The organism is Amycolatopsis sp. NPDC104819 (genome assembly GCF_055583145.1).
In genome coordinates this window covers 641,997-667,915 of sequence record NZ_JBVJON010000005.1, presented here as the reverse complement: position 1 = coordinate 667,915, position 25,919 = coordinate 641,997, and the positions used below count along the sequence as shown (strand labels likewise).

Below are 25,919 nucleotides of genomic sequence, written 5' to 3'. Positions count from 1 at the left end.
GGCGGGCATGACCGACACTTGGCAGGTGCCCGGGTACGCCGAGGTGGACGTGCTCGGCACCGGCGGGTTCGGGCGGGTCGTGCTGGCCAAGCACGAGGCGTCCGGGAAGATGGTGGCGATCAAGTACCTGCGCGCGGAGTTCCTCGCCGACCCGCGGATCGCGGACGGGTTCCGGCGGGAGGCGTGGCTGCTCTCCGGCGTGCGGAGCCCCCACGTGGTCCGGCTCTTCGACTTCGCCGAGACCCCGCAGGGCGCCGCGCTGGTCATGGAGGCGGTGCCCGGGGTGTCGCTGCGCGCCTTGCTGGTGGCGGAGAACGTCCTGGCGCCCGAGGCGGCGCTGGCGATCCTCAAGGGCTCACTGCTCGGCCTGGCCGACGCGCACGCGGTCGGGGTCGTCCACCGGGACTACAAGCCGGGCAACGTCCTGGTGTCGCGGGAAGGCGAGTCCAAGCTGGTCGACTTCGGACTGGCCACTTTGGACGGACACAACGGACTGACCGCCGGGTCCCCGGCCTACATGGCGCCGGAGCAGTGGGCCGGCCGGCCCGGCCTGCCCGCCACCGACGTCTACGCGGCCACGTGTGTGTTCTACCAGTGCGTCACCGGGCACAAGCCGTTCGAAGCGGACACGAGTGAGCAGCTGCGCGCCCTGCACGGCGGAGCGCCGGTGCCGCTGGACGCGGTGCCCGAGGCGCTGCGCCCGCTGATCGCGCGGGGCATGGCGAAGGACCCGGCGTGGCGGCCGGCGACGGCGGCCGCCTTCGTCACCGAGCTGGAAACCGTGGCCCGCAAGGCCTACGGGAAGCACTGGGAGAAGCGCGGCTGGAAGCGGCTGGCCACTTCGGCCGCGGCGCTGACGGCGCTCACCCCGCTGGCGCTCCTCACCGGAGCCGGCACGGCCGCCGCCCCGGTCGCGGCGGCCGGCGCCGGGGCCGGCGTGACGGCGGGCACCGGGACGGGGGTGACCGCGGCGGTGGCCGGCAAGATCGCCATCGCCGTCGCGGTCCTCGGCGGGCTGGTCGCCGGCGGGCTGGTGATCTTCCCGCGCGGGGACGACCCGCCCGCCCCGCCGCCGGCCGCGCTGACGGTCGCCATGCAGACCCTGTCCGGGCGCGACCCGGCACTGCCGGTCAGTCACGAGCTCCAGTACCCGCAGGTGTCCGGCGGCTCGGACGCCGCGCTCCGGCAGCGGATCAACGACGCGCTGCGGGCGCCGGTCGACCAGCGGCTGAAGACGGTGCGGGACGCGGTCGCCGACCCGAGCACGCTGGAGCGGTTCCGGGAGGAGGGCGAAACGGCCGGCCTGCGCTCGTCCGCGCGGGTGCTGCTGCAGACGCCGGGCCTGCTCTCCGTGCGGTACGACCACGATCTCGACTCCGACGTGCTGGGGCACACCACCTGGCGGTTTCCCGAGGCGTTCTCCGTCGACCTCGCCACGGGGAAGGTGCTGGGCCCGCAGGACGTGTTCCGGCCGGAGATCCTGACAGCCGCCGGGATGCGGACGCTGACCCGGCGGCTGACGCCGCACACGAAGAACGGGTTCTGCACCGTGCCCACGGTGGTCGGCGATCCGGAACGGCAGGTCAGCATGGACGCCGCCGAGCGGCCCGGCGGCGGTGACCACGTGCCGGGCGCGACGTTCGGGTTCACCGCGACCGGCGCCGAGTTCGAGATCCTCTGGTACGACCTCGGCTGCGCCACGGCGGCCGGGAACGAACCGGTGACGTTGCCCTACGGCGAACTGGACGACCTCCTGCAGCCGAAGTTCCTGACGATACTGGGCCGGACGGCCCCGGCCGCTTCCTCGACGGCGGCGGCGTCGACGTCGGCGCAGCCCGGTGCCGGGACGACGTACACGAACGCCCGCTTCGGGTTCACCACCCAGGTGCCGCCGGGCTACACGGCGTCGTCGTGGGTCCCGGAGAACGGCGAGGGGATGCGGTTCACCCAGGCTGGCCTCGGCGCGACGCTGACGGTGTGGGGCACCAACTCGGGCGGCCGCAGCCCCGCGGACCAGCTGGCCCAGCTGGTCGCCTCGGTGGAGGGCGACGGCGGCCGGGTGACCTTCCGGACGGCCACCAGTGGCGGCTACACCGTCTCCGGCTACCAGGGTGACGGCAGGATCTTCTACGAGACCGCGTCCATCGGCGCCGGCTCGACGGCCGGGCTGCGCTGGGTCTACCCGGCCGAGCACAAGGCGGAGCTCGACCGGCCCGTCACCGACACGGTGAAGGCCTTCAAGCCCGGGGATCTGTCCCGCCCGCACTGACCGCGCCGCGTCGGGGGAGGGTCAGGGTGAAGACGGCGCCGCCCTCGTTGTGGCCGGTGAGGTCGCCGCCGTGGACGAGGGCGTTCTCCCGGGCGATGGACAGCCCCAGCCCGCTGCCTTCGGTCTCCTGGCGGGCGTGGTCGCCGCGGACGAACCGGTCGAACACGATCGGGAGCAGGTCCGCGGGGATGCCCGGGCCGGAGTCGGACACTGTGATCGTGACGTCGCCGGCCGTGCCGTCGATGACCACGGCGACCGGGGTCCGCCCGTGGCGGACGGCGTTCACCAGCAGGTTGCGCACGATGGTGTGGACGCGGCGCGGGTCGGCTTCCACGGTCGTGTCGCCCCGGCTCGTGACCTCGACCGCCGCGTCCGGCACGCTGACCTCGATCGCGTCGTCGACGAGCGGCCGCAGGTCGAGCAGCTCGGGACGGAAGTCCGTGGAGCCGGCGTCGAAGCGGGAGATCTCCATCAGGTCCTCGACGAGGTTGGCCAGCCGCAGGGCCTGGGTGCGCAGCAGCCGCGCCGCCCGCGTCCGGGTCTCGGGGTTCGTGTGGTCGAGGGTGTCGGCGGTGGCGACCAGCGCGGCGACCGGGGTCCGCAGGTCGTGGGCGACGTCGGCGACGAACCGCTGTTGCTGCCGGTCCTTGGCCCGCAGGGCGCCGATCGACTCGCCGACGCGCCGGGCCATGGTGTTGAACGACGCGGCGAGGTCGGCGAGCTCGTCCCGGCCCCGGACCGGGACGCGCACGTCGAGGGTGCCGTCGCCCAGTTCGCGGGCGGCGGAGGCGACCCGGCGGACCGGACGCTGGATGTGCCAGGCGGAGAAGACCGCGGCGACCACCCCGAGCGCGGCCACGCCGAGCGCGACGGACACCAGCTTCCGCGACCGGCCGGCCAGGCTCACCTCGAGCGGGGAGAGGTCGAAGACCTGCACCACCCAGTACTTGACGAAGTTCCCGCTGACCACCAGGAGCTTCCGGCCGCTCACCGGGTCGACCGTGGTCGCGGTCAGCAGGTCCGCCGTCTTGGCCGTGCGCACCAGGACCCGGTCGGCGACGGACGCCACGACCGCTTCCCGGTCGGCAACGCGGAACGGCAGCGGTTTTGCCACCCACACAAGGTCGTGCGAACCGTAGGTCACCATTTCGGCCGTGCCTTCGGGCCGCTTGGTGAAGAGCGACCAGTCCGTTGTCCTGCCGTCCATCAGCCGGGCGAAGTCGTCGACCGTGCCGTTGCCCGCCATCGCCTGTTCGAGCCCACGCCACGTCTGCTCGAACATCGCGCCGAACGACGACTCCGCGGCGAAGGTGAAACCGCCGACCGCGTCGTCCTTCTGCAGCTGCGTCGCCGCGAAGGCCATCGCCGCGGTCGCCAGCGTCGTCACCAGCACAACCGCCGCCGTCACCCTCGCCCGGAGCCCGAAAGCCGGCCGCTTCACGGGGTCACCAGCCGGTAGCCGAGCCCGCGCACGGTCCGCAGCAGCACCGGGTTCGCCGGATCGTCCTCGATCTTGGCCCGCAGCCGCGCGACCGCCGCGTCGACGATGCGCGAGTCGCCGACGTACCCGTAGTCCCACACGCGTTTCAGCAGCGCCTGCCGGCTCAGGACCTGGTTCGGGTGCCCGGCGAACTCGACGAGCAGCCGGATCTCGGTGGCGGTGAGCGCCAGTTCGGCGCCCTCGCGGGTCACGCTCATCGCCCCGGCGTCGATCTCCAGCTTCCCGACGCGCAGCAGGCCCGCCGGGGACCCGGGAGCGGTGACGGCGCGGCGGCCGACGGCCTTGATCCGCGCGTCGATCACCCGCGGCTCGACGGGTTTGACCACGTAGTCGTCGGCGCCGCACTCCAGCCCGGCGACGACGTCGATCGGGTCGCCCCGCGCGGTGAGCAGGATCAGCGGGAGCCGGCTCTTGGCGCGGATCCGGCGGCAGACGTCGAAGCCGTCCAGGCCGGGCAGCATGACGTCGAGCAGGACGAAGTCGAGGTCGAGCCGGTCGGTGAACACCGCTTCCAGCGCTCGTTCGCCGGTCGGCGCGACGACGACGTCGTGCCCCAGCGCCTCGAGCGCCAGCGTGAGCGCTTCGGCCAACGCCCGGTCGTCCTCGACGAGCAGGAGTCGTGGCATGGGCCCCCTCCAGAGATCAAGTCCGGCCCGATCCTAAGGCCGCGGGGGCGGGTGCCCGGTGGATCCGTGCGGACCTGTCGCGGAGTCGTGCGGTCTTGTGACAGAAGGACGGGCCTGCGCGCATGATCCGTTCCTAGCTTGGGCTCCGAGAGATTCCTTGGAGGGCCCGGCGAATGACCATCCTGCTCGACCGATTCGACACCACCCCCGACGTAACGGTGAGGAGAACCCGCTGGACCGTGGTGGCCGCGGCGTCGCTCATCGCGGTGCTGGGGTACTCGACCCGCTGGATCTGCGACGACGCGCTGATCTTCACCCGCGCGGTGGAGCAGATCCTCGCGGGAAACGGGCCGGTCTACTCCCTCGGCGAGCGCGCGGAGACGTCGACCAGCGCGCTGTGGCAGTGGCTGCTCGTGCTGGCCGGATTCCTCTTCGGACAGCCGGACACCTCGACGCTCTCGTGGGTCCTCGGGCTGGTGCTCACCACGGCCGGGTTCGGCCTCGCGGTCGACGCCACCTCCCGGCTGCACAGCCGAGGCCGCGCCGCCGTGGTGCTGCCCTGCGGCGTCCTGGTGCTGCTGGGTCTGCGGCCGGTCTGGGAGTACGCGACGTCCGGCCTGGAGACCGGGCTCACCACGTTCTGGCTGGCGGCGTGCTGGTGGCTTCTCGTCCGCCTGCGCACGAAGGTGTCGGCGAAGACGGTCCTGTTCGCGGCTTTCACGATCGGGCTCGGTCCGCTGGTGCGACCGGACCAGGCCCTCGTGTCCGCGGTGTTCCTCGCCGCGGTCTGGGTGACCGTCCGGTCCGGCCGGCGCTTGACGCTGGGCGCCGCCGGAGCCGCGGCCGCGCTGCCGGTCGCCTACGAGATCTTCCGGATGGGTTTCTACGGCATTCTCGTGCCGATGCCCGCGCTCACGAAGAACGCGGGCGAGTCTATGTGGACCCGCGGGTTCGCCTACGTCGCAGACTTCGCAGGTCCCTACCTCTTGTGGCTGCCGCTGATCGTGGTTGCCGTGCTGCTGTATCGCTTTGGCACGCGGGCCGATCCGGTGGTGGTGTTCGCGCCGGTGGTGGCGGGCGTGTTGCACCTGGCCTATGTGGTGAAAGTCGGCGGCGACTACATGCACGCGCGCATAGCCTTACCGGCCCTGTTTCTCGTTTTGCTGCCGGTTCTTGTGGTGCCGCGGTCGAAAACCACCGGTGCGGCCGTGATGGTCGTGGCGGTGTGGGCGTCCTGCAGCGCGGGTTTGCTCCGGTATTCCGGCGGCTCCGCGAGCGGAATCGACGACGAGCGCGCGTACTACGTCGCGTGGACCGGGAATGCGAATCCCGCCGGCTCGGCGAATTACGTCCGGAAGCTCCAGGCGCTCAAGGACGTCGTGACGGCCGAAGCCGGGTCGGGGCGGCGGTCCCTGATCTACCACGGGCTCGGCCCGGGCAACGAAATCCTCGTCACGCCCCTCCGCGCCGGAGTGACGGCCGACGTCATGGTCGTCGGCGTGTACCTCGGCACGGCCGGGATGCTCGCGCCTGCCGACGTCGGGATCGCCGACTTCTGGGGCCTCGCCAACCCGATCGGCGCCCGGTTCGCGTTCCCGACGGGAAAACCGGGCCACTCGAAACCGCTCGGCAACGCCTGGCTGCTCGCCGACTACGCCGCTCCCGAAGCACCGCTGCACCCTTCGGGAAACTTCGCCGTGCCCGGTGCCGTCACCCCGGACCAGGTGGCCGCCGCGCGGCACGCGCTCGGCTGCGGCGACCTCGCGGAGATCCGGCGGTCGACCCGGGAACCGTTGACGCTCAAGCGTTTCTGGGAGAACCTGACCGGCGCCTGGCACCGGACCCAGGTGGTCGTTCCCCCGGACCCCTTCGAAGCCGAGCGAAAGTTCTGCGGACCGTGAACGGGGTCAGGGCGCCGGTTCGCCGGGGAGGTCGTCGACGGCGAGCCGCAGCCAGGCGTTGTCGGTGAGGATGTGCAGGTCGGCACCTCTCCCGACGACCTGCGTCGCGGGCGGCAGCGGCCGGCCGTCGGGCTGGACGAGCTGGTACTCGCCCGTCACCTCGAGCCGGTCGTCGGCCAGGGTGCCGACAACGAGCCGGTGCCGATCGGGCGCGTAGCCGCCGTACAACACGACGCGGGATCCGCCGACGTCGAGCGCCTTGGCGCCGCGGACCTCGTTGTGCCAGCCCGTCACGGCGCCCTGGTGGATCCGGACGACGGGGAAGTCGGTGTAGTAGCAGGTCCACACGGTGTCTTCGTCGACGTTGAGCGCGTAGCAGTCGCTGATGCCGCCCAGGTGTCCTCGTCCCGGGCGGGGTATGACCAGCTGGGGGTCAGCTCCGGGGAGAACCGGGTCAGCCCGGCGGCGCCCAGTGGCGGCGGGCCCTCCGTATCTCCCCAGCCGAAGTTGCCGAAGATTCCTTCGTCGAAGTAGCCCACCCAGGTCTCGCCTCGGCGAGTCGTCTGCACGTGCGCGATGCCGTCACCGAGGGTCTGCTCGAGCAGCACCTCGCCGTCGGCGTCGAACACGATCGCGTTGCGGTCCGGTCCTTCGGGCCGCCACGTGCACCGGGCGCCGACGACCAGCACCTGGCCGTCGGGCAGGGGCTGTACGGAGGGATAGGCCGCGGGCAGGGCCGGAATCCGTGCGGTGACGGCCATCTTCGGGGTGTGCGTGGTGACTCGTGTCGCCACCGGGCGTGCGGCCTGGGCGCCGGGGAACGACGCTCCGGCCGGAGTTGTCGTCCTCGGCGCCAATGCCGAGAGGTCGTCGGCCGCGGACCACAGCGCGACGACTTCGCCGGACGGGCCGACCGACGCGGACACCCGCACATCGCCTGGTTGCGGCGCTTCGAGCGTCGCGTGACGACGGGCCCGGAGGGGCGCCCCTGCCGTCTTGTTCTCTCGATGCCGCCGAACCCAGTTCCTGATCACGACGGTATTCGATCACACTCCCGCGGCGTGGCTCACCGCATTTCCCCGGACCTGCGCCGGCTTCGGCACTTCGTCGCCGCCGTCGTCCGCCGATCGCGGAGCAACCCCCGCCGCTCGATCAGCCGCGAGAATCCGCTGCCCGGCGAAACCGAGACCCGCTCGCCGTACCGACCGGATGGTATGTTGCCCGCGTGATCGAAACGGCGCGCCGGACCTGGCGATTCCTCGAGCCCTACCACGGGATGATCTACTTCGCCCCGGAAGCGGCGGCCGCGTACGAGGCACTCGGTCTCACCGGCCGCGCCGGGTACTTCGCGTCGAGGTCGGCCGCGCTCGGGGCGGTCCCGGCGCCGGTCGTGGTCGCGACCTTCTTCAACTTCAACCCGGTCCTCGTCCGGGAGTCGATCACCACCGCCTGGTCGGTCACCGACCCGGCCGCCGTCCTCGCCGCGCGGCACGCCGCGGCCGACCAGGCCCTGCGCGGCATCCTCGGCGAGGCGATCACCTCGCCCGAGATGGGCCGGGCCGCCGAGCTCCTGCGGGAGGCCGCCGAGTCGGTCGTCGATGACGTTGTCGGGCGGCCGCTTTTCGCCGCCCACGCCGCCCTGCCGTGGCCCACTGAGCCCCACCTGGTCCTGTGGCACGCGCAGACACTGCTGCGGGAGTACCGCGGCGACGCCCACGTCGCGGCGCTGCTGACGGCGGGTCTGCGGGGCATCGAAGCCCTCGTCACCCACGCCGCGTCCGGCGCCGTCCCCGCCGAGACCCTGCGGACCTCCCGGTCGTGGTCCGAGGACGACTGGAACCGGGCCGTGACCGGCCTCCGCGAGCGGGGCTGGCTCACCGACGACGCCGCCCCGACGTTCACGCCGGCCGGCGAGGCCCGGCGAGCGGAGCTCGAGAAGGCGACCGACGAGAACAGCGTGACTCCCTACGCCCACATCGGCGAGTCCGCCTGCGCCGAACTGCAGACCCTGGTCCGCCCGTACAGCCGGGCGCTCGCCACGAAGCTGATGCCCTGGGCGCTCGCGCGGCAGTAGCGGCGCTCAGCCCGCGGCGCTGACCAGCCCGCTCCGGTAGGCCAGCACCACGGCCTGGACCCGGTCCCGCAGGTCGAGCTTGGTGAGGATCCGCGAGACATACGTCTTCACCGTCTCGACGCTCAGCACCAGCTCGGCCGCGATCTCGGCGTTCGACAGGCCGCCCGCGATCAGCCGCAGCACCTCCAGCTCCCGGGGCGCGAGCCGGTCCAGGGGACCTTCCGCGGGCGCGGGCGGCTGGATCCGGTCGGCGTACCGGCCGATCAGCGTCCGGGTCACCGCGGGGGAGAGCAGCGACTCGCCACGCGCGACCGTGCGTACCCCTTGCGCCAGCTCGTCCAGCGGCGCGTCCTTGAGCAGGAACCCGCTCGCCCCGGCCCGCAGCGCGTCGTAGACGTACTGGCCGACGTTGAACGTCGTGACGACCAGAACCTTCGCCGGGGTCACCGCGTCGGGGCCGGCAACCCGGCGGGTCACCTCGATCCCGTCGAGGAACGGCATCTGGATGTCCATCACCACGACGTCCGGGCGGAGCCGTTCGACCTGGGCGAGGGCTTCGCGGCCGTTCGCGGCCTGGCCCACGACTTCGAAGTCCGGCTGGGCGCCGAGCACCGCCACGTACCCGGCGCGGATCAGCTCCTGGTCCTCGCAGATCAGCACCCGGGTCCGAGGGCCGGTCATCGGACGCTCTCCAGGAGCGTCGTCGGGAACTCGGCGTGCACGCGGAACCCGTCCGCCGACGGCCCGGCGGTGAACCGGCCGCCGAGCGCGTCGACGCGGTCGCGCAGCCCGGTCAGCCCGCGCCCGCCGGAGCCGAGCGCGCCGGCCTCGGTTGCCGGACCTTGGGTGGTGACCTCGATTTCGAGGAGGTCCGCGCCGTAGCCGACGCTCACCTTCGCGGGCCGCCCGGCCGCGTACTTGGCCGCGTTGGTCAGCGCTTCCTGCACGATCCGGTACGCCGTGAGCTCGGTCTCCGCCGGCAATGCCGTGCGCTCACCGGATTCGACCAGCTCGACGACCCGGCCCGGCTGCTCGACGAGCCCGCGCAGCGCGCCCAGGCCCGGCGTCCGCGCGCCGGTCGCTTCGAGGACGCCGAGCAGGAACCGCAGTTCGGTGAGCGCGTCGCGGCCGGAGCCGGTGATGGTCGTGAACACCTCGGGGAAGCGCTCGGGCGGGAGGTACTGCGCGGCGTCGGCCTGGACGACCATGGCCGTGACGTGGTGCGTGACGACGTCGTGCAGCTCGCGGGCGAGCCGCGCCCGCTCGTCGGCCGCCGCGGCCCGGGCGGTGAGCCGCCGCCGTTCGGCCTCCTGCCGCCGGCGTTGCCGCACCAGGGCGCCCAGCGACCAGAACAGGACCAGCACCGCGTAGTAGACGAGGAAGGTCAGCAGGTCCGACGGTGATCCCCGCAAGACGACCAGCACCGCGAAGACCGCGTACCCGGCGGACACCGCCGCGGGCAACACGCGGCGGAACCGTTCTTCGCGCGCCCCGGCCGAATAGAGCGCGAAGTACAGCGCGAGGCTGGCGATCGTGGGGGAGTAGGCAAGCACTTCGTGCGCCGCGAACGACGTCGCGATGATCGGCAAGGTCGTCGCGGGCCACCGGCTGCGCACCGCCAGCGGGAGCGTCTGCCCGAGCACCAGCAGGACCGCCGGGAAACCGCCGTCGTGCCGCGGCAGGTCGCCGAACTGGGCGCCGAGCATCGCCAGGCCCGGCACGAACGCGGCCGCGGTGCAGGCCGCGGCGAGTGCGCCGTCCCGGACCCCCGGAGTCACGCGCGCCCAGCGGTTCCGGAGACGTCCCAGCGTCGGCATGGCGGGCAGCCTAGCGACGCCGGGCGCTCCCCGGGGCGGCTACTGCCGCGTGACGTCGGTGCAGTCGAGGTCCTTCTCCGGCAACCGGCCGCTGTCGAGGAATTCGACGGTCGCCTGGTCGGCGCAGGAAGAACCCTCGTGATAGACGTAGTGCCCGCCGTTGTCGACCCCGACCAGGACGGCCCGGTTCCCCAGCGCGTGGCGCAGTCCGACGGCCGAGTCCCACGGCGTGGCGTGGTCACGGCGGTTCTGCAGGATCAGCGTGTTCCGCGCACCCTGGTCCGGCACGGCCACCGGCTTCTCGACCGGCTGCGGCCAGAACGCGCAGGGCCAGATGTTCGCCGGCATGCCCGCGGTCAGCGGCCAGGTCCTGCGGTCGGCGGCGGTGGCCCGGGCGTAACTGCCGACGTCGTGGGACCATTCGGCGTCACCGCAGGTGAGGGCCAGGAACATGGTCGCCTGGTTGTCCGCGGGAACCCCCGGCGTCGGCGGGGTGTCGGCGAACACCTGCTGGACGACCTTGCCGTCGGCTTCGGTGAGGTGGCCGTCGGCGAGGTCCGCGGCGGCCTTCCACACCTGCGCGAGCACCGGCACGGTGTTGTTGTGGATCAGCAGCGCGTAGGTGAGGCCGCGCAGCATCGCCCCGCTCAACGCCTGCGGCGTGCCCGGGACCTGCGCCGGTCGCCGGTCGAGCCGGTCGGCGAGCGCGAGGTAGGTCCGGGTGACTTCGTCGGCGGTGGCGCCGAGCCCGAGGGTGGCGTTCTGCCCGGCGGCGACGGCGGCCGCGTCGGGGAACCGCTCGGCCATGCCCTTGCCCCAGCTCCGGGCCTCGCCGGCCCAGACGTGCGCGGGGTCGACGTTGCCCTCCAGGACCACGCGGTCGGTGTGGTCCGGGAACAGCGAGCTGTAGACGGTCCCGAGGTAGGTGCCGTAGGACTGGCCCCAGTACGAGATCTTGGCTTCACCGAGCGCTTCCCGGACCCGGTCGAGGTCGCGGGCGGTATTGGCTGTGGTGAAGTACCGCAGGTTGTCCCCGGCCTTGGCGGCGCACTTCGCGGCCGTGGCGCGGGCGGCCTGGACGTTCGCGTCGATCGAGCCGTCGGCCGCGGGGTAGGGGAAGAGGGCCGCGACGCCCGGGTTTTCGAGGCCGCAGGTCTGCGGGGTGCTGGTGCCGACACCGCGCGGGTCGAAGCCGATCAGGTCGTAGCCGTCCAAGACGGACTTCGGCAGCGTCGGCGCCATCGCGCCGGGTGTGTCGAGGCCGGGCAGCGCCGGACCGCCGGGGTTCAGCAGCAGGACGCCGTGCCGCTTCGCGGGATCGGCGGCGGCCAGCCGGGAGATCACGACCTCGACGGAGGTGCCGTCCGGGCGGCCGTAGTCCAGCGGGACCTTCAGCTTTGCGCAGGTGAGCCGTGGGTCCCGGGGGGTGCCCGGCGCGGCCGCCGGGCACGTACCCCACGCCAGCGACGCGGCCGCCGGGGTGTCTTCGTCGTCCGCGCTGTCACATGCGGCCACGCCGAAAACGGTCAGCGTGGTGACCGCCAAGGCCGCGGCCAACCGGGTTTTCCTCATGGTGCTCGCCCCTCCGTTGCCGCGGCGGCGGGCCTTTGGCGGCCCGCCGTCCGCGGTGACGGCGACGAAGCTAGCGAGCGGAGGGCGGGGAAGACGTCACCCCGGAGCGAGCAGATCCTGTAGCTCGCCCGGGGGACACGGGCTCAGGAGCTGCTGCAGCTGACGCTGGGCCAGTTCCGGTTCCCGTTGTGCATGATGGTGACGCCCCAGTTGTTGCCGTTCCCGTTGGGCGTCGCGATGAGCACCTGGCTGCTCGGCCAAGTGGCGTTGACGTTCCAGGTGGCGCTGATCCGGGCCGGGCTCGGCACGGTCATGGTGACCGTCCAGCTGCTGGAGCCGCTGACCGAGACGTTGAGGTTGTACCGGTCGTTCCAGGACTGTCCCGCCGAAAGCGACGCGGTGCAGCTGCCGCCGCCCGGTGTCGTGGGTGTTGGCGTCGGGGTGGTGGTTGTGCCTCCGCCGGAGTTGAGGACGTTCAGCACCGAGTTGTACGCCGACTTCTTGTTCCCGTTGCCGTCGAAGAGAAGCGGGCTCTCGCCGGAGCGCCAGGAGTCGCTGTCGCGCACGCCCCACACGGTGATGCCGACGCAGCGCGCGACGTTCATGCACGCCTGGGTCAGCGCGGAGTACTGCGAGGTGGACGCGTTCGTGACGTCGACCTCGGTCAGCGCGACGTCGACACCGAGCGCCGCGAAGCTGGAGATCGTCGTCTGGAGGCTGCTCGGGACCGAGCTGCCGCCGGTGAAGTGGGCCTGCAGGCCGACGCAGTCGATCGGCACGCCACGGGACTTGAAGTCCCGCACCATGTTGTAGACACCCTGGGTCTTGGCGTAGTTCCAGTTGTCGATGTTGTAGTCGTTGTAACAGAGCTTGGTCGAGGAGTCGGCGGCGCGGGCGGTCTTGAACGCGACCTCGATCCAGTCGTTGCCGGTGCCCTGCAGGTTCGACGACCGGCGGCTGCCGTCTTCGTTGAAGGCCTCGTTGACGACGTCCCAGTACGCGAGCTTGCCCTGGTAGTGGGCCATCACCTGCTGGATGTGGTTGATCATCGCGTTGCGCAGCGTGCTGCCGCTCATGCTCTGCATCCAGCCCGGCTGCTGGGAGTGCCAGGCCAGCGTGTGGCCGCGGACCTTGGCGCCGTGGCCGACCGCCCAGTTGTAGATCTGGTCGCCCGAGGAGAAATTGAACTGGTTCTGGTTCGGCTCGGTCGCGTCCGGCTTCATCTCGTTCTCGGCGGTCACCATGGTGAACTCGCGCGCGGCGATCGTGGTGTAGGCGGAGTTGCTGAGCTTCCCCGCGGCGATCGCCGTGCCGAAGTACCGGCCGGACTGGGCGGCCGCGGCGCCCAGCGTGCTCGCGGCGGCATCGGCGCCGGGAGCGGTCACCAGGACCGCGGCCGTCGCGGCGACGGTGGCCGCCGCCGCGAGGACCCGGCCGGCGGGGGACCGCCACCACGCCTTGCCACGCGGGCTCGACAAACCTCTGGCCATTCGTGAACTCCTTCCGGGCACACGCCCAGGAGGAGCAAGTCGCCGGTGACCTGGACGCTCGTCTGCTGCTTGCAGCAGAACACGCGGCTTTGGCGCCGGACAAAGAGTTTCGATCGACTTTCGAGCCCGCGCGGTTCCGGCCGCTACCGCTGGTACGGCCCGCGCGGAGGCTGGTGTCCCGGCGGCGGAGGCTGCTGGAACCCCGGCGAGGGTGGCGGGAATCCCTGCTGCTGCGAGGACCCTTGATGCTGGGGGCGGTCGGGTTGCTGCGCGACGTCCCCCTGCACCGGAACTCCCTGCGGCCCGAACCCCGGCTGCGCGAAGCCGGGCTGCGCGAAGCCGGGCTGCGGCGTGAAACCCGGCTGCGGCGCGAAACCCGGCTGCGGCGCGAAGCCGTGCTGCGGTCCGCCGGCGGGGACGCCCGGACCGGCTCCCGGCGCGAAGCCGTTCTGCGGTCCGCCCACGGAGACGGCCGCGCCGGATCCCGGACCGCTCGGCCCGGCACCCCGACCGGCCCGGCGCCGGATCGCCACGACCAGCCGCCAGCCGCACGCGGCCGCGATCGCCGTGCCGATTCCGAACGTCACCCACCGGCCGCCGCCCTCGAAGGTCTTCTGGGCCTCGATGTCCTCCTGCCGCTTCTCTTCGTAGGTCTCGGTGGACGTCTGGCCGTAGCGGGTCGTTTCGCAGGTCTGCCCGGGCTGCATCCGTTCGCTGCCGCACAGCACCGTGTCGCTCGAGCTGCCGGTGCCGAACAGGCCCAGCGCCATCAACCCCAGCCCGAACAGCAGGCCGATCGACCACCAAACCACGCTTTTCATCCGTTCCCTTCCCGAGCCGTGTGCACTGGTGCGGTAACGCCCGAACGGCCGAACGGTTTAGTCCGCGGCCAGGATGAAAGCTGTCGCCGACCGAGTCGGGTTGATCACAGCCCGGGTTGCTAACGTTTCCCGCCCCCTCGATTCGAGCCCCCGAACACCTCCGTTTTCCCAGGTCAGCGCCCATCGGACAGCGGTCGCCGCCGCACCGGATGTTGGTAACTAACCGCCGTGCGGGCAAATCCGTCTTGGTGAATCCTTGGGGTACTGCTACAAGATTCCCCGGGATCAAGATCGGATCCGGCCGCCGTGGCCGGCCGAAGGTGGGGGAGTCTTCGTGCGTCTGCTTCGTCGTGCCGTGCTGCCTGTGGTGGTGGGCGGTCTTTTCGCGGCTTCGGTTCCGCCGGTGGCGGCCGCCGCGGTGCCCTCCGGTGAGTCGCCGGCGGTGACGTCGGCGCTCGCGGCCGCGAAGCGCTCCGGCGCCGCGGTCGGTGTTCCGGAAGAGACCACCGCCTACGCCGAGGTCTTCGCCAACCCGGACGGGACCCTGACCCGGCGGGAAAGCCTGGAGCCGCAGCGGATCCGGCGCGCGGGCGCCTGGGTGCCGGTCGACCTCACGCTCGCCGCGCGGCCCGACGGCACCGTGGGCCCGAAGGCCGCGCCGATCGAGGTGCGGCTGTCCGACGGCGGCACCGGGGAGATCCTCGCCGCCGCCACGAAGGACGCCCACGAGATCGGCCTCGGCTGGCCCGGGACGCTGCCCGCGCCGAAGCTGGCCGGCCCGGTCGCCACCTACCCCGACGTCCTGCCGGGCGTGGACTTCACGGTCACCGTGACCACCACGGGTTTCAGCGAGCACCTCGTGGTGAAGACGCCGGAAGCGGCGCGCGACCCGAAGCTGCGCGAGATCAAGTTCGCCAACCACGTGCGCGGCGTGACCCCGCGCAAGGCCGGCACCGGCACCATCGAAGCGGTCGACGCCGAAGGCGAGGTCGTCTTCCGCGGGGACGCCTCGAAGATGTGGGACTCCTCCGGCGGAACCGCGCCGGCCGTCTCCGCGCGGTCCGCGACCGCGCCCGAGCCGGTGCAGCCGCCCAAGAAGGCCGAGATGGACGTCGTCGTCACGCCGGCGGCGACCGTGGTCAAGCCCGACGCGGCGTTCCTCACCGATCCGGCGCGGGTCTTCCCCGTGGTCATCGACCCCGAGTACTGGTGGCCCGGCGCCAAGCAGAACCACGTCGTGGTCCAGGAGCCGTGGCCGGAGGAGCACAACTTCAACAAGACCGACGGCGACCTCGGCGACCTGAAGGCCGGGTACCAGGGCGGTTACCGGTCGCGGTCGTACTTCAGCGTCGACGTCTCCGCGATGCGCGGGAAGGTCGTCCACCGGGCGACCATGCGGCCCCGGGTCGTGCACTCGTACTCCTGCAACGGCGGGCCGACCGAGCTGTGGCGCACCGGCGGCATCGGCTGGGGCACCACCTGGAACGCCCAGCCCGGCTGGGAGGTCAACCTCGGCGGGATCGGCAAGTCCAACAACGCCAAGTACTGCCCGACCGACGGCGCGGCCGAGGTGCGGGTCGACGACACCGCGCGCCAGGCCGCGAACGGCGGCTGGACCACCCTGACGTTCATGCTCAAGGCGGCCAACGAGGGCCAGCAGAACGACTGGCGGCGCTTCGCGCTCGACCCCGTGCTCGAGTACGTCTACAACTCCGTGCCCGGCCTGCCCGCCGACCTGGGCATGGAAGGCGGCCAGATCCCGTGCGCCTCCGGGGACGCCCGGCCGTTCGTCTTCACGCCGACCCCGCGGCTGCGCGGCCGGCTGTCCGATCCGGACGGCGGCATGCTCACCGCCCGGTTCTCGCTGCACAAGGGAAAGCTCGGCGCGAGCAGCGAGGTGTGGTGGACGACGACGTCGAACGTCCCCTCCGGTTCGTTCGCCGAAGTGACCGTGCCGTCCGGGATCGTGACCGGCGAAGGTGTCTACAACTGGTCGATGTACGCCAGTGACGGCGGCAGCAACTCGGTCTGGGTGGGCAACTGCGAGTTCGAAGTGGACAAGACCCCGCCCGGCACACCCACCGTCACTTCGACGGACTACCCCGTCGGCGGGGACGTCGCGGCCGGCGGCATCGGCCAGACCGGCGCCTTCACCGTGACGGCGGCGAACCCGGACGTCCAGCACTTCCTGTGGTCGGTGACCGACCAGCAGAACGACGACCCGAAGAACCGGGTGAACGCCGAGCGGCTCGGCGGCAGCGGTGTGTTCCGCTGGACGCCGGTCACCGACGGGCCGCAGACGATCTTCGTCCGCGCCGTCGACCGGGCGGGCAACCTGTCGCCGATCGTGCAGTACCCGATCCTCGTCCGGGCCGGCGATCCGCTGACCGGCAACCTGAAGGCGCACTGGAAGCTCGACGGCGACCTCGCCGACGCCTCCGGTGAGGGCCGGTCCCTGACCGCCACCGGCGGCGCGGACGCCACGGCGCCCGGCTACCTCGGCAACGCCGTCGCGCTCGGGACGGGCAAGCGGCTTTCGGCGACGGGCCCGGCCGTCGACACGGCGAAGAGCTTCTCCGTGTCGGCCTGGGTGCGGCTGGACCAGATCGGGGCCTGGCCGGCCGCGGTCTCCCTGGACGGCAAGCGCACCAGCGGGTTCCAGCTGCAGGCCTCGCCCGACGGCAAATGGTCGCTGGCCATGTTCGCGTCCGATGTGGACGGTGGTGGGCCGGTGCACTCGCGGGCCATCTCGGCCGAGTCCGTGCAGCCCGGCGTGTGGACGCAGCTGACCGGCGTCTACGACCAGGCCGTGGGCAAGCTGCGCCTCTACGTCAACGGCGCGCTCGGCGCCGAAGTCGCGCACACGAGCACGTGGACGGCGTCCGGTGACGTCCAGATCGGCGCGGCGCTGTGGGGCGGCACCCGGCTCGACTACTTCCCCGGCGCGGTCGACGACGTCCGCCTCTACCAGCGGGTGCTCGTCGGCAGCGAAGCCGCGGCCCTGGCCAACCAGTCGGTCCTGCGGGCGCAGTACAAGCTCGCCGAAGGCGCCGGGACGACGACCAAGGACGAGGTGAGCGGCCGGGACGCGACGTTCCGGGGCACCGCGGCGTGGACGCAGGCCGACGGCTACCCGGCGGCGAAGTTCACCGGCGCGCCCGACGCCGGGTACGGCTCGGTCGAGGGGCCGCGACCCGAGCTGCGCACCGACCGCTCGTACACCGTGTCGGCCTTCGTCCGGATGGACACCGCCGACGAGGCGCCGCGCACCGCGGTGAGCCTGCGTGACGACAAGTTCTCGCCGTTCATGCTGCAGTACCGGCCCGAGGTCAAGAAGTGGTGCTTCCTGATGTCGCTCGGCGCGAACCAGGAGGGCGGCTGGTGGGTGCCCGCCGAAGCCGACGTCGTGACGCAGCGGTGGGTGCACCTCACCGGCGTTTACGACCTGGCGGCGAAGGAGGCCCGGATCTACGTGAACGGCCGGTTCGCCGGCCGCCTCGGCGGGGTCGCGGGCTGGAACGGCACGGGTGACCTGATGTTCGGCGGCAGCCGCTGGGTCGGCCGGGACGTCGACCCGTTCAACGGCGCCGTCCGCGGGGTCCGGGTCTACTCCGGAACCCTGACCGACAACCAGATCCGGCAACTGCCCGTGCAGGACTGACCGCTCCCTCTTCCCCTTCGCGACCCGAATCTGGAGTTCGGCATGTCCGGAAGACGTTTTGCGCCCAACCTTGCCCTCGTCCTGGCCGCGGTGATGGCCGTGACGACGGTGCAGGCCCTGCCCGCCGCGGCGGACGAGCCCAGCTTCGTCCATCTGCCCGAGCTGCAGCAGGAAAAATCCGTGCCCGGCGGGCCGGTGCCGGTCCGGCCGCTGCCGGTCAACGCCGTCGACGAGGCGCTCGCCCGGCCGCGTCCGGAGGCGAAGTGGCCGGGAGCGGCGAGCGCCGAGACGACGGCGCCGGGAGTGGCCGCGCGCTCGGCGACCGCGCCCGGCTTCCGGCAGGCCGGCTCCCTGCCGGTCGCGGTGGCCGTCGACGCCCCGAAGGCGCAGGCACGCTCGGCCGCGCCCGTCGGCGAGGCGAAGGTCCGGGTCGAGACGCTGGACCAGGGGCGCGCCGAGAAGGCCGGCGTCACCGGTCTCGTCCTGGCGGTCGAGGACGCCGGGGGCGCGGCCGGCCGGTCGCTGTCGGTGCGGGTCGACTACCGCGGCTTCGAATCGGCCTTCGGCGGGGACTACGGCTCGCGGCTGAAGCTCGTCCAGCTGCCGGACTGCGCCGCGCGGACCCCGGAACGCCCGGAGTGCCGCACGGCGACCCCGGTGGAGACCGTGAACGACACGGCTTCCCGGACCGTCACCGCCAAGGTGGCGCTGCCCGCTCAGCAGCAGCGTTCGGCTTCGCGGGTCATGCTGGCCGCCGCGGCGGCGCCCTCCGGCGCGGGCGGCTCGTTCGAGGCCACCGGGCTGTCCCCGGCCGGCTCCTGGTCGGGCGGCGGGTCGAGCGGTGACTTCACCTATTCGGTGCCGCTGCGGGTGCCGCCGCCCAACGCCGGGGTCGCCCCGAAGCTCGGCCTCGGCTACTCCTCCGGCACGGTCGACGGCCGCACCAGCGCGACCAACAACCAGGCCGCGGCCCCCGGCGACGGCTGGGAGCTGTCCGCGGGCGGGTTCATCGAGCGCCGCTACAAGGCCTGCGCCGACGACCTCGGCGGCAGCCAGGCCCAGCGCAAGACCGGCGACCTCTGCTGGGCCACCGACAACGCCGTCCTGAGCCTCAACGGCGTCTCGGCGGAGCTGGTCCTCAAAGACGCCAAGGCCGGCCTGTGGGTGCCGAAGCACGACGACGGCTCGCGGATCGAGCACCTCACCGGCGCCACCAACGGCGACGACAACGGTGAGCACTGGAAGATCACCAGCAGCAACGGCACGAAGTACTTCCTCGGCCTCAACCGGCTTCCCGGCTGGAGCGAGGGCAAGCCGGAGACCCGTTCGACCTCGACCGTGCCCGTGTTCGGCAACAACGCCGGCGAGCCGTGCGCCAAGACCGCGTTCGCCGACTCCTGGTGCCAGCAGGGTTACCGCTGGAACCTCGACTACGTCGTCGACCCGAACGGCAACGCGACGACGTACTACTACGAGCCCGAAACGAACTTCTACGGCCGGGACATGGCCGCGGACAAGCAGACTTCGTATGTCGCGGCGAACAGCCTCCGCCGGGTCGAGTACGGCCTGCGCTCGGACGCGCTGTTCGCGCCCGCGCCCTCGCGCGTCTGGTTCGACACCGCCGAGCGGTGCCTGCCGACGAGCACCTTCGCCTGCAACGCCGGCCAGCTGACCAAGGACACCGCGAAGAACTGGCCGGACGTGCCGTTCGACCGGATCTGCGCGGCCGGCGAGAAGTGCGAGAACCGGACGTCACCGGCGTTCTTCAGTCGCAAGCGGCTGGTCAAGGTGCTCACCCAGATCCGCCGGGACGACGTCACCGGCGCCGCGCAATGGCGCGACGTCGACGCGTGGACGCTGCGGCACGAGTTCCCGGACACCGGCGACGGGCTCTCCCCGGCGCTGTGGCTGGCCGGGATCACCCACACCGGCCTGGCCGGTGGCACCGACTCCCTGCCCGAGATGAAGTTCCACGGCCTCTCGATGCCGAACCGCGTCGCGGCCGGCGACGGCCTGCCGCCGATCACCCGCTACCGCGTCGAGCGCGTGCAGAACGAGGCCGGCGGGATCACCGAGGTCAAGTACTCGGACCGCGAATGCGTGTGGGGCTCGGCGATGCCCGCCAACCCCGAAACCAACGGCAAGCTGTGCTTCCCGAGCTGGTGGCTGCCCGAGCACGGCTACGACGCGGTGCTGGGCTGGTTCCACAAGTACGTCGTCAAGGCGGTCACCGAGGACGACCGGACCGGCGGCTCGGCGCTGAAGAAGACGGCCTACGACTACCTCGGCGACGCCGCGTGGCACTTCGACGACGCCGACTTCGGCGAGCCGGAGCACCGGACCTGGTCGCAGTGGCGCGGGTTCGGCGAGGTCCGCACGACCACCGGCGAACCCGGCACCCCGCAGACGGTGACGGTGACGGTCGAGCGGTTCCTGCGCGGCATGGACGGCGACCGGCGGCCCGGCGGGACGCGGCAGGTCGCGGTCGAGGACTCCGAGGGCGGCAAGGTCACCGACGCCGACGTCCTGGCCGGGTTCACCCTCGAATCCCAGTCCTACGACGGCGGCAAGCTGGTCTCCTCGTCGGTCAAGGTCCCGTGGCTGCACGGCCCGACGGCGACCGCCGGGGACGACAAGGCGTACATGACGAACGTCGAGACCACCCGCGGCCGGACGCTGCTCGGCGACGGGACCTGGCGGCGCACGGAGGTCAAGAACTCCTTCGACGCCCACGGCAACGTCGTCGGCGTCGACGACGCGGGTGACCTCGCGGTCACCGGCGACGAAACCTGCGCCCGCACCGAGTACACCGCGAACGACACCGCGTGGATCCAGGACCGCCCGGCGAGCGTGCGCACGGTCGCGCTGCCGTGCTCGGCCGACGAGAACACGCCCGGCAAGCTGATCGGCAAGGTCCGGCAGAGCTATGACAGCCTCGCCTCCGGCGCCGCGCCCACCAAGGGCAACCTGACCGCGACCGAGCGCTGGACCGGCACCGAGTGGCAGCTGACCCAGGGCACGACCTACGACGACCTCGGCCGCCCGGTCAAGGTGGTCAACTCCGCGGGCGACGAGGTCAGGTCGGCCTACGAGCCGGGCCCGGAGTTCGGCGTCCGCAAGGTCACCAAGACCGACCCGCTCGGGTACACGGCCGTGACGACGATGGACCCGGCGCACGGGCTCACGACGTCCGACGAGGACATCAGCGGCCGCCGTGCCGACATGGAGTACGACGCGCTCGGCCGGCTCGTCCGCGCCTGGGCGCCCGGGCAGTCCAAAGCGGACAAGAAGGACCCGACCAGCACGTTCGGCTACCGGTACCGGACCGACGCGCCGACCGTCGTCACCACGAGCTCCCTGCGGGAGAACGGCGGCTACACGACGTCGTACACGCTCTACGACGGCCTGCTGCGCGAACGCCAGACCCAGCTGTCCGCCGTCGCGGGCGGCCGGATCGTCAACGACTGGTTCTACGACTCCCGCGGCCTCCAGGCCAAGGTCAACGGCTCGTACTACAACGACCAGCCCGCCGGGGACGCGCTGCTCGGCGTGCTGGACAACGCCGTGCCGAACCAGACGGTGACGGAGTTCGACTCCCAGCAGCGCGAGACCGCGGTGATCTTCCGCAAGCTCGACGTCGAGCAGTGGCGGACGAGCTCCAGCTACGCGGCCGACCGCGTGACCACGGTGCCGCCGCTGGGCGGGACGACCACCACGGTCATCCGCGACGTCCACGGCAACGCCGTCGAGAAGCGGCAGTACCACGGCCGCGAGGCGACCGGGGACTACGACTCGACCAAGTACCAGTTCGACGTGCGGGGCCTGATGACCGCGCTCGTCGGGCCGGACAACGCGAAGTGGACCTCCGAGTACGACCAGCTCGGCCGCAAGGTCGCCGACCACGACCCGGACACGGGGGACCGGCGCTACACCTACACCGCGCTCGACCAGCTCGACACGACGACCGACGCCCGCGGGGTCCGCGTCCGGACCGAGTACGACAAGCTCGGCCGCCCGGCCGCGCAGTTCGAGCGGCCGGCCGCGGACGCGCCCGAGGCGACGGTGGCGACCTGGTCCTACGACAAGGTCAAGCGCGGCACGGTCGACACGTCGACCCGGAACGCCGGTGGCAAGGCCTACACCAAGCAGGTCGTCTCCTACGACGCGGCGAACCGGCCGACCGAGACCAAGGTCGTCATCCCCGACGGTGAGGGCAAGCTGACCGGCAGCTACTCGTTCAAGACCTCCTACGACACGAACACCGGACAGGTGACGTCCCGCACCCAGCCGGGCGCGGGCGGCCTGGACCCGGAGCTGATCAGCTACTACTACAACGACCTCGGGCTGCCGACCGAGACGCAGGGCGCCGACACCTACGTCCCGGAGCACCTGTACTCCAAGTACGGCGAGACGCTGCGGCTGACGCTGGGCACGGGCGGCAAGAAGGTCTACACCTCGATGTTCTACGAGGAGGGCACCCGGCGCCTGTCCGGCGTCGACGTCCAGCGCAACCTCGAGAGCGGCGCGTACCTGGCCAAGCGCAGCTACGGCTACGACCCGGCGGGCAACATCACGAAGCTGGCCGACACCCCGCCGGGCTCGCCCGGCGACGTCCAGTGCTTCGGGTACGACCACCTCAAGCGGATGACCAGCGCGTTCACCCCGAAGAGCGGGAACTGCGGCGAGCGGCCGTCGGTGGCCGGGCTGGGCGGGACCGCGCCGTACTGGCACGACTACGCCTACGACAAGGGCGGCAACCGCACCTCCGACGTCGAGCACACGGCGGCGGGGGACACCACGCGGACCTACGCCTACGGCGGCCCGGACGGCGCCCAGCCGCACACGCTCCGGACCGTCACCCAGACCGGCCCGACGGGCACGGCGAAGGACGAGTTCGCCTACGACCCGACGGGCAACACCACCGGGCGCAAGGTGTCGGGGTCGTCGCAGACCCTGGAGTGGGACGCGAGCGGCCGCCTGGCGAAGCTCAAGGAGCACGACGGGCGCGAGTCGTCGTTCGTCTACGACGCCGACGGCGAGCGCCTGATCAAGCGCGAGTCCGGCATCACGACGCTCTACCTCGACGGCATGGAACTGGTCCTGCAGAACACGACCAAGGACCTGACCGCGCGGCGCTACTACGACCACGGCGGCTCCGCCGTCGCGGTGCGGACGTCCGGCCCGGGCGGTGGCCTGTCGTGGCTGCTGGGTGACCACCAGGGCACCGCGTCGATGACGATCAACGCGTCCACTTTGGACGCGAAGTCGCGGCAGGCCGACCCGTTCGGCAACCCGCGGGGCAAGCAGCCGGCGTCGTGGGCCGACGACAAGGGGTTCGTCGGCGGCACGAAGGACGGCAGCGGCCTGACCCACCTCGGCGCCCGCGAGTACGACCCGGTCACCGGCCGGTTCGCCTCGGCGGACCCGGTGCTCGACTTCGACGACCCGCAGCAGCTCAACGGGTACGCCTACGGCAACAACTCGCCGGTGACCAACTCGGACCCGAACGGCCTGTACTGGAAGACCGTCTCGGTGGCCCAGCGGACCGCGGTGACGACGGTCCTCTGGACGCTCTACTACGTCGGCCTGTTCATGCCGATCGTGATGTTCGTGGCCGTGACCTACTGGGTCGTCCAGGTCTTCTACTACCGGATCTGGATCGACCCGCCGTGGACCGGCGGTGGCGGCGGCGCGGGCGCGGGCGACACGAAACAGCAGGCGCTCAAGGACGCGGGCCTCAGCCAGGCGGAGTACGAGGAAGCCAAGAAGGCCGCGGCGGACAAGCGCAGCTGGATCGACGTCGCGATCCAGGTCGGCGGCGACATCCTGCAGGAGATCATCGGCGTGAAGGGCGTCGTCGACAACTGCATCAAGGACTTCAACCTGGCCGGCTGCGCCTGGGAGATCCTGACGTCGCTGCCGTGGGGCAAGGTCCTCAAGGGCGGCAAGATCGTCGACAAGATCGTGTCGGCGTTCAAGGACACGCTCACGTGGATGAAGCGCCGCGACAAGGCGGCGTCGGACCTGCGTCGGGTGGAGGAGGCGGAGGAGCGCCTGTCGAAGGTGACGGGGTGCAACAGCTTCGCGCCGGGAACGCTGGTGCTGATGGCCGACGGCAGCCGTCGTCCGATCGACCAGGTCCGGCTGGGCGACCGGGTGGTGGCCACGGACGTCGAGACCGGCCGGAGCACGTCTCGCGAGGTGGTCGCCACGGTCATCGGGCAGGGGTGGAAGCGCCTGGTCGAGATCACGGTGACCGGCCAGGCCCCGATCGTGGCGACGGCCGGCCACCCGTTCTGGGTGCCCGCACAGCGCAGCTGGGTGGACGCGGAGGACCTCCACCCTCGTGACACCCTGCTGGCGGCGAACGGCGCCACGGTGACGGTTTCGGCGGTCCACGAGCTGACCCGGCCGGCCCGGGTGCACAACCTGACCGTGAACGAGGACCACGTCTACTACGTGACGGCGGGCGACACGGATGTCCTGGTGCACAATGACAGCTGCCCGAACGGCAAGTTGTCGGATCCCCTGCCCAAGGGGATGAACAACAAGATCGCCTCCGCTTACGACGACGTGAAAGCCGGGAAGCTGACCTCCCACGACACCTATTCTGGACGGGAGTACCCGTGGTGGGGCGGAGCCAAGGAGTACCGGGTTCCCGGCCGCCCGGAAACCGACCGGATCCTGGAGAAGGAGCTTCCCGACGGTTCGAAGGTCTACGGCTGGACGTCGACCCACTATGACAAGATCCAGCGGTTCAGCGCGCCGCACTTCCCCGATTCGGGGTGGAAATGACGGCGGGCGCGGCGGTGTCGGGAAGCGGAGGCGCGAGTCAGGTGGAGTCCGGTGGGGGTGTCGCGCTGTACCGGCTGGTCGACGAGAGCCGGGGCAACCTGCTCGTCGAGGCCGAAGAGCTGGCGGGATTCTTCGTCCCTCCGGGTGAAGGTGCGCCGGAAGTCGTCTTCCTCGGGGCGAGCTGGGGTGCCGAGCTTCCGCGACAGGTGGAGGACGCGGTTCTCGAAGTAGTGAACGTGCGGCGGGAAAAGATCGGCGAGTACCTCGTCGGACGGGTGATCTTCGGTGACTCCGCCGCGAAGCGGGTTGCGTTCCGTTTCTTCGGTGAGCGGTGTGAACATCCCGAGGCGGCCGGGATCTGGCGGCGTTGGGCCTCGGAGCCGTCGCTGCGAACCGATGAGTGGCTTCGGCTTCCGGCCGGTCACCACCGGGCGTGGCTGCACGTCGTGCAGAACTCGTGGTTCGCCACCGGGCACAGTGCCGCTCGGTACGGAGACACGGAGGTGATGACCCTGAACGGCGCCTCGACCGTGACGAAGGCCGGCTTCTACTGTGCGCTGGGTGAAGCGGCCAACGGCCCGGGCGGCTACTTCGGGTCGAACCTCGACGCGCTCGCCGACTGCCTCCGCTCCGGTCCTGTCGGCAAGCGGCCTGCCAGGCTTCTGTGGAACGACTTCTCCGCGTCCGAAAAGGCGCTGGGGACGGAGTTCCTCGACGCCGTCACGGCCGTGCTGGAGGAGTTCGACGTGGTCGTCGAGGCTCGGTGACCGGTTCGACTGCGGGCGACCTGCTCGCCCCGGAGGAGATCGCGTTGCTGGACCGGGCGCTGCTGGAGTGGGGCGGCCCGGCCCGGTGCAGCGACGAGCTGGCGGTCGGCATGGGGTTCGCGGGCTTCGCCGACCTGCTCACCCAGTGCGAACGGCTGCGCGGGGCGTTGCGGGAGGGGACCCCGCTGGCCCCGGTCGACTTGGCGCGGGTGCTGATCGCGACGGAGATCGTGTTCGTCAGCGACCTGGCGGGCACCGGCTTCGAGTGGCGCACGACAACCGGCTTCGACGACGGGGCGACGATCGGGCTGTTGCGGGGGATCCAGCGGAAGCTGCGGAAGGTGGTCCGGCTGTCGTGAGCTGGCTGGTCGAGGCCTTTCGGGACGACGAGACTCTGGAGTGGGCGGTGGAACTGCGGCCGGTCGCCCGTGCGGATCTGGAGCGGGCGCTGAGCCTGCCGGACCTGTCGGTTCCGGCGTCTTACCCCTTGAGTGCCGAGCAGGTTGTCGGTGCGCTGAGTTTCGCGGAGACGCCGATCGTCCGGGAGCCGGACCTGGATTCGGGGCGGCTGGCGTTCTACCTCAGCGAGGTGTCTCCTGAATGAGGACGGGGGACACGCCCTCCT

Annotated in this window: 17 protein-coding genes; 8 read left to right on the top strand and 9 right to left on the bottom strand. The window is 71.8% G+C overall.

What is annotated here, in order from left to right:
- Positions 1-7: 7 nt before the first annotated feature.
- Entirely contained in the window at positions 8-2,269 is a 2,262-nt protein-coding gene (locus ACZ63E_RS19260) for a protein kinase domain-containing protein (protein WP_465337443.1), read from the top strand.
- Here ACZ63E_RS19260 and ACZ63E_RS19255 read toward each other — a convergent pair.
- Together ACZ63E_RS19255 and ACZ63E_RS19250 are read right to left on the bottom strand one after the other, a co-directional pair.
- Positions 2,238-3,710 (bottom strand): sensor histidine kinase, encoded by a 1,473-nt coding sequence (locus tag ACZ63E_RS19255; protein ID WP_465337442.1) that lies wholly within the window; start codon positions 3,708-3,710, stop codon positions 2,238-2,240. The two genes, ACZ63E_RS19260 and ACZ63E_RS19255, sit on opposite strands and share 32 nt — an antisense overlap.
- Positions 3,707-4,396, bottom strand: a complete 690-nt coding sequence (locus ACZ63E_RS19250) for a response regulator (RefSeq protein ID WP_465337441.1) — start codon at positions 4,394-4,396, stop codon at positions 3,707-3,709. Before ACZ63E_RS19250 ends, ACZ63E_RS19255 begins: the two co-directional genes overlap by 4 nt.
- A 173-nt stretch (positions 4,397-4,569) precedes the next feature.
- Between ACZ63E_RS19250 and ACZ63E_RS19245 the strand changes: the two genes are divergently transcribed.
- Positions 4,570-6,297 (top strand): arabinofuranosyltransferase AftB family protein, encoded by a 1,728-nt coding sequence (locus tag ACZ63E_RS19245; protein ID WP_465337440.1) that lies wholly within the window; start codon positions 4,570-4,572, stop codon positions 6,295-6,297.
- Positions 6,298-6,303: 6 nt separating this feature from the next.
- On the opposite strand, the gene ACZ63E_RS19240 is transcribed toward ACZ63E_RS19245, so the two are convergent.
- Positions 6,304-6,645 carry a hypothetical protein gene (locus ACZ63E_RS19240; RefSeq protein ID WP_465337439.1) on the bottom strand — a complete coding sequence of 114 codons (342 nt, stop codon included), beginning with the start codon at positions 6,643-6,645 and terminating at the stop codon, positions 6,304-6,306.
- The gene (locus ACZ63E_RS19235; RefSeq protein WP_465337438.1) at positions 6,588-7,223 is read right to left on the bottom strand and encodes a hypothetical protein; all 636 of its coding nucleotides are present in this window, start codon (positions 7,221-7,223) and stop codon (positions 6,588-6,590) included. The genes ACZ63E_RS19240 and ACZ63E_RS19235 overlap by 58 nt, the downstream gene beginning before the upstream one ends.
- A gap of 299 nt (positions 7,224-7,522) precedes the next feature.
- Between ACZ63E_RS19235 and ACZ63E_RS19230 the strand changes: the two genes are divergently transcribed.
- Positions 7,523-8,371: an SCO6745 family protein gene (locus ACZ63E_RS19230; RefSeq protein ID WP_465337437.1), complete on the top strand. Its 849-nt coding sequence runs from the start codon at positions 7,523-7,525 to the stop codon at positions 8,369-8,371.
- A 6-nt stretch (positions 8,372-8,377) separates the two neighbouring features.
- Here the strand turns inward: ACZ63E_RS19230 and ACZ63E_RS19225 are convergent, their stop codons facing one another.
- From ACZ63E_RS19225 to ACZ63E_RS19205, 5 genes are all read right to left on the bottom strand, one after another.
- Positions 8,378-9,052: a response regulator gene (locus tag ACZ63E_RS19225; RefSeq protein ID WP_465337436.1), complete on the bottom strand. Its 675-nt coding sequence runs from the start codon at positions 9,050-9,052 to the stop codon at positions 8,378-8,380.
- The gene (locus tag ACZ63E_RS19220; protein WP_465337434.1) at positions 9,049-10,188 is read right to left on the bottom strand and encodes a sensor histidine kinase; all 1,140 of its coding nucleotides are present in this window, start codon (positions 10,186-10,188) and stop codon (positions 9,049-9,051) included. Before ACZ63E_RS19220 ends, ACZ63E_RS19225 begins: the two co-directional genes overlap by 4 nt.
- Before the next feature lie 39 nt (positions 10,189-10,227).
- Positions 10,228-11,760, bottom strand: a complete 1,533-nt coding sequence (locus ACZ63E_RS19215; protein WP_465337433.1) for an alpha/beta hydrolase — start codon at positions 11,758-11,760, stop codon at positions 10,228-10,230.
- Positions 11,761-11,903: 143 nt separating this feature from the next.
- Positions 11,904-13,250, bottom strand: coding sequence for a glycoside hydrolase family 10 protein (locus tag ACZ63E_RS19210; RefSeq protein WP_465337431.1), 1,347 nt, complete (start codon positions 13,248-13,250; stop codon positions 11,904-11,906).
- 143 nt (positions 13,251-13,393) lie between these two features.
- Complete coding sequence (locus ACZ63E_RS19205; RefSeq protein WP_465337430.1) at positions 13,394-14,071, bottom strand: hypothetical protein; 678 nt, start codon at positions 14,069-14,071, stop codon at positions 13,394-13,396.
- A gap of 334 nt (positions 14,072-14,405) precedes the next feature.
- Between ACZ63E_RS19205 and ACZ63E_RS19200 the strand changes: the two genes are divergently transcribed.
- Genes ACZ63E_RS19200 through ACZ63E_RS19180 form a run of 5 tightly spaced genes read left to right on the top strand, consistent with a single transcriptional unit; the run spans position 14,406 to position 25,898 of the window.
- The gene (locus ACZ63E_RS19200; protein WP_465337429.1) at positions 14,406-17,732 is read left to right on the top strand and encodes a LamG-like jellyroll fold domain-containing protein; all 3,327 of its coding nucleotides are present in this window, start codon (positions 14,406-14,408) and stop codon (positions 17,730-17,732) included.
- Between the two features lie 42 nt (positions 17,733-17,774).
- The gene (locus ACZ63E_RS19195) at positions 17,775-24,527 is read left to right on the top strand and encodes a polymorphic toxin-type HINT domain-containing protein (RefSeq protein WP_465337428.1); all 6,753 of its coding nucleotides are present in this window, start codon (positions 17,775-17,777) and stop codon (positions 24,525-24,527) included.
- Positions 24,528-24,568: 41 nt separating this feature from the next.
- Positions 24,569-25,294: a barstar family protein gene (locus ACZ63E_RS19190; RefSeq protein WP_465337427.1), complete on the top strand. Its 726-nt coding sequence runs from the start codon at positions 24,569-24,571 to the stop codon at positions 25,292-25,294.
- On the top strand, positions 25,291-25,653 hold the full coding sequence (locus ACZ63E_RS19185; protein WP_465337425.1) for a hypothetical protein: 363 nt from the start codon (positions 25,291-25,293) through the stop codon (positions 25,651-25,653). Before ACZ63E_RS19190 ends, ACZ63E_RS19185 begins: the two co-directional genes overlap by 4 nt.
- Positions 25,650-25,898 carry a hypothetical protein gene (locus ACZ63E_RS19180; RefSeq protein WP_465337424.1) on the top strand — a complete coding sequence of 83 codons (249 nt, stop codon included), beginning with the start codon at positions 25,650-25,652 and terminating at the stop codon, positions 25,896-25,898. The genes ACZ63E_RS19185 and ACZ63E_RS19180 overlap by 4 nt, the downstream gene beginning before the upstream one ends.
- The last annotated feature ends 21 nt before the right edge of the window (positions 25,899-25,919 follow it).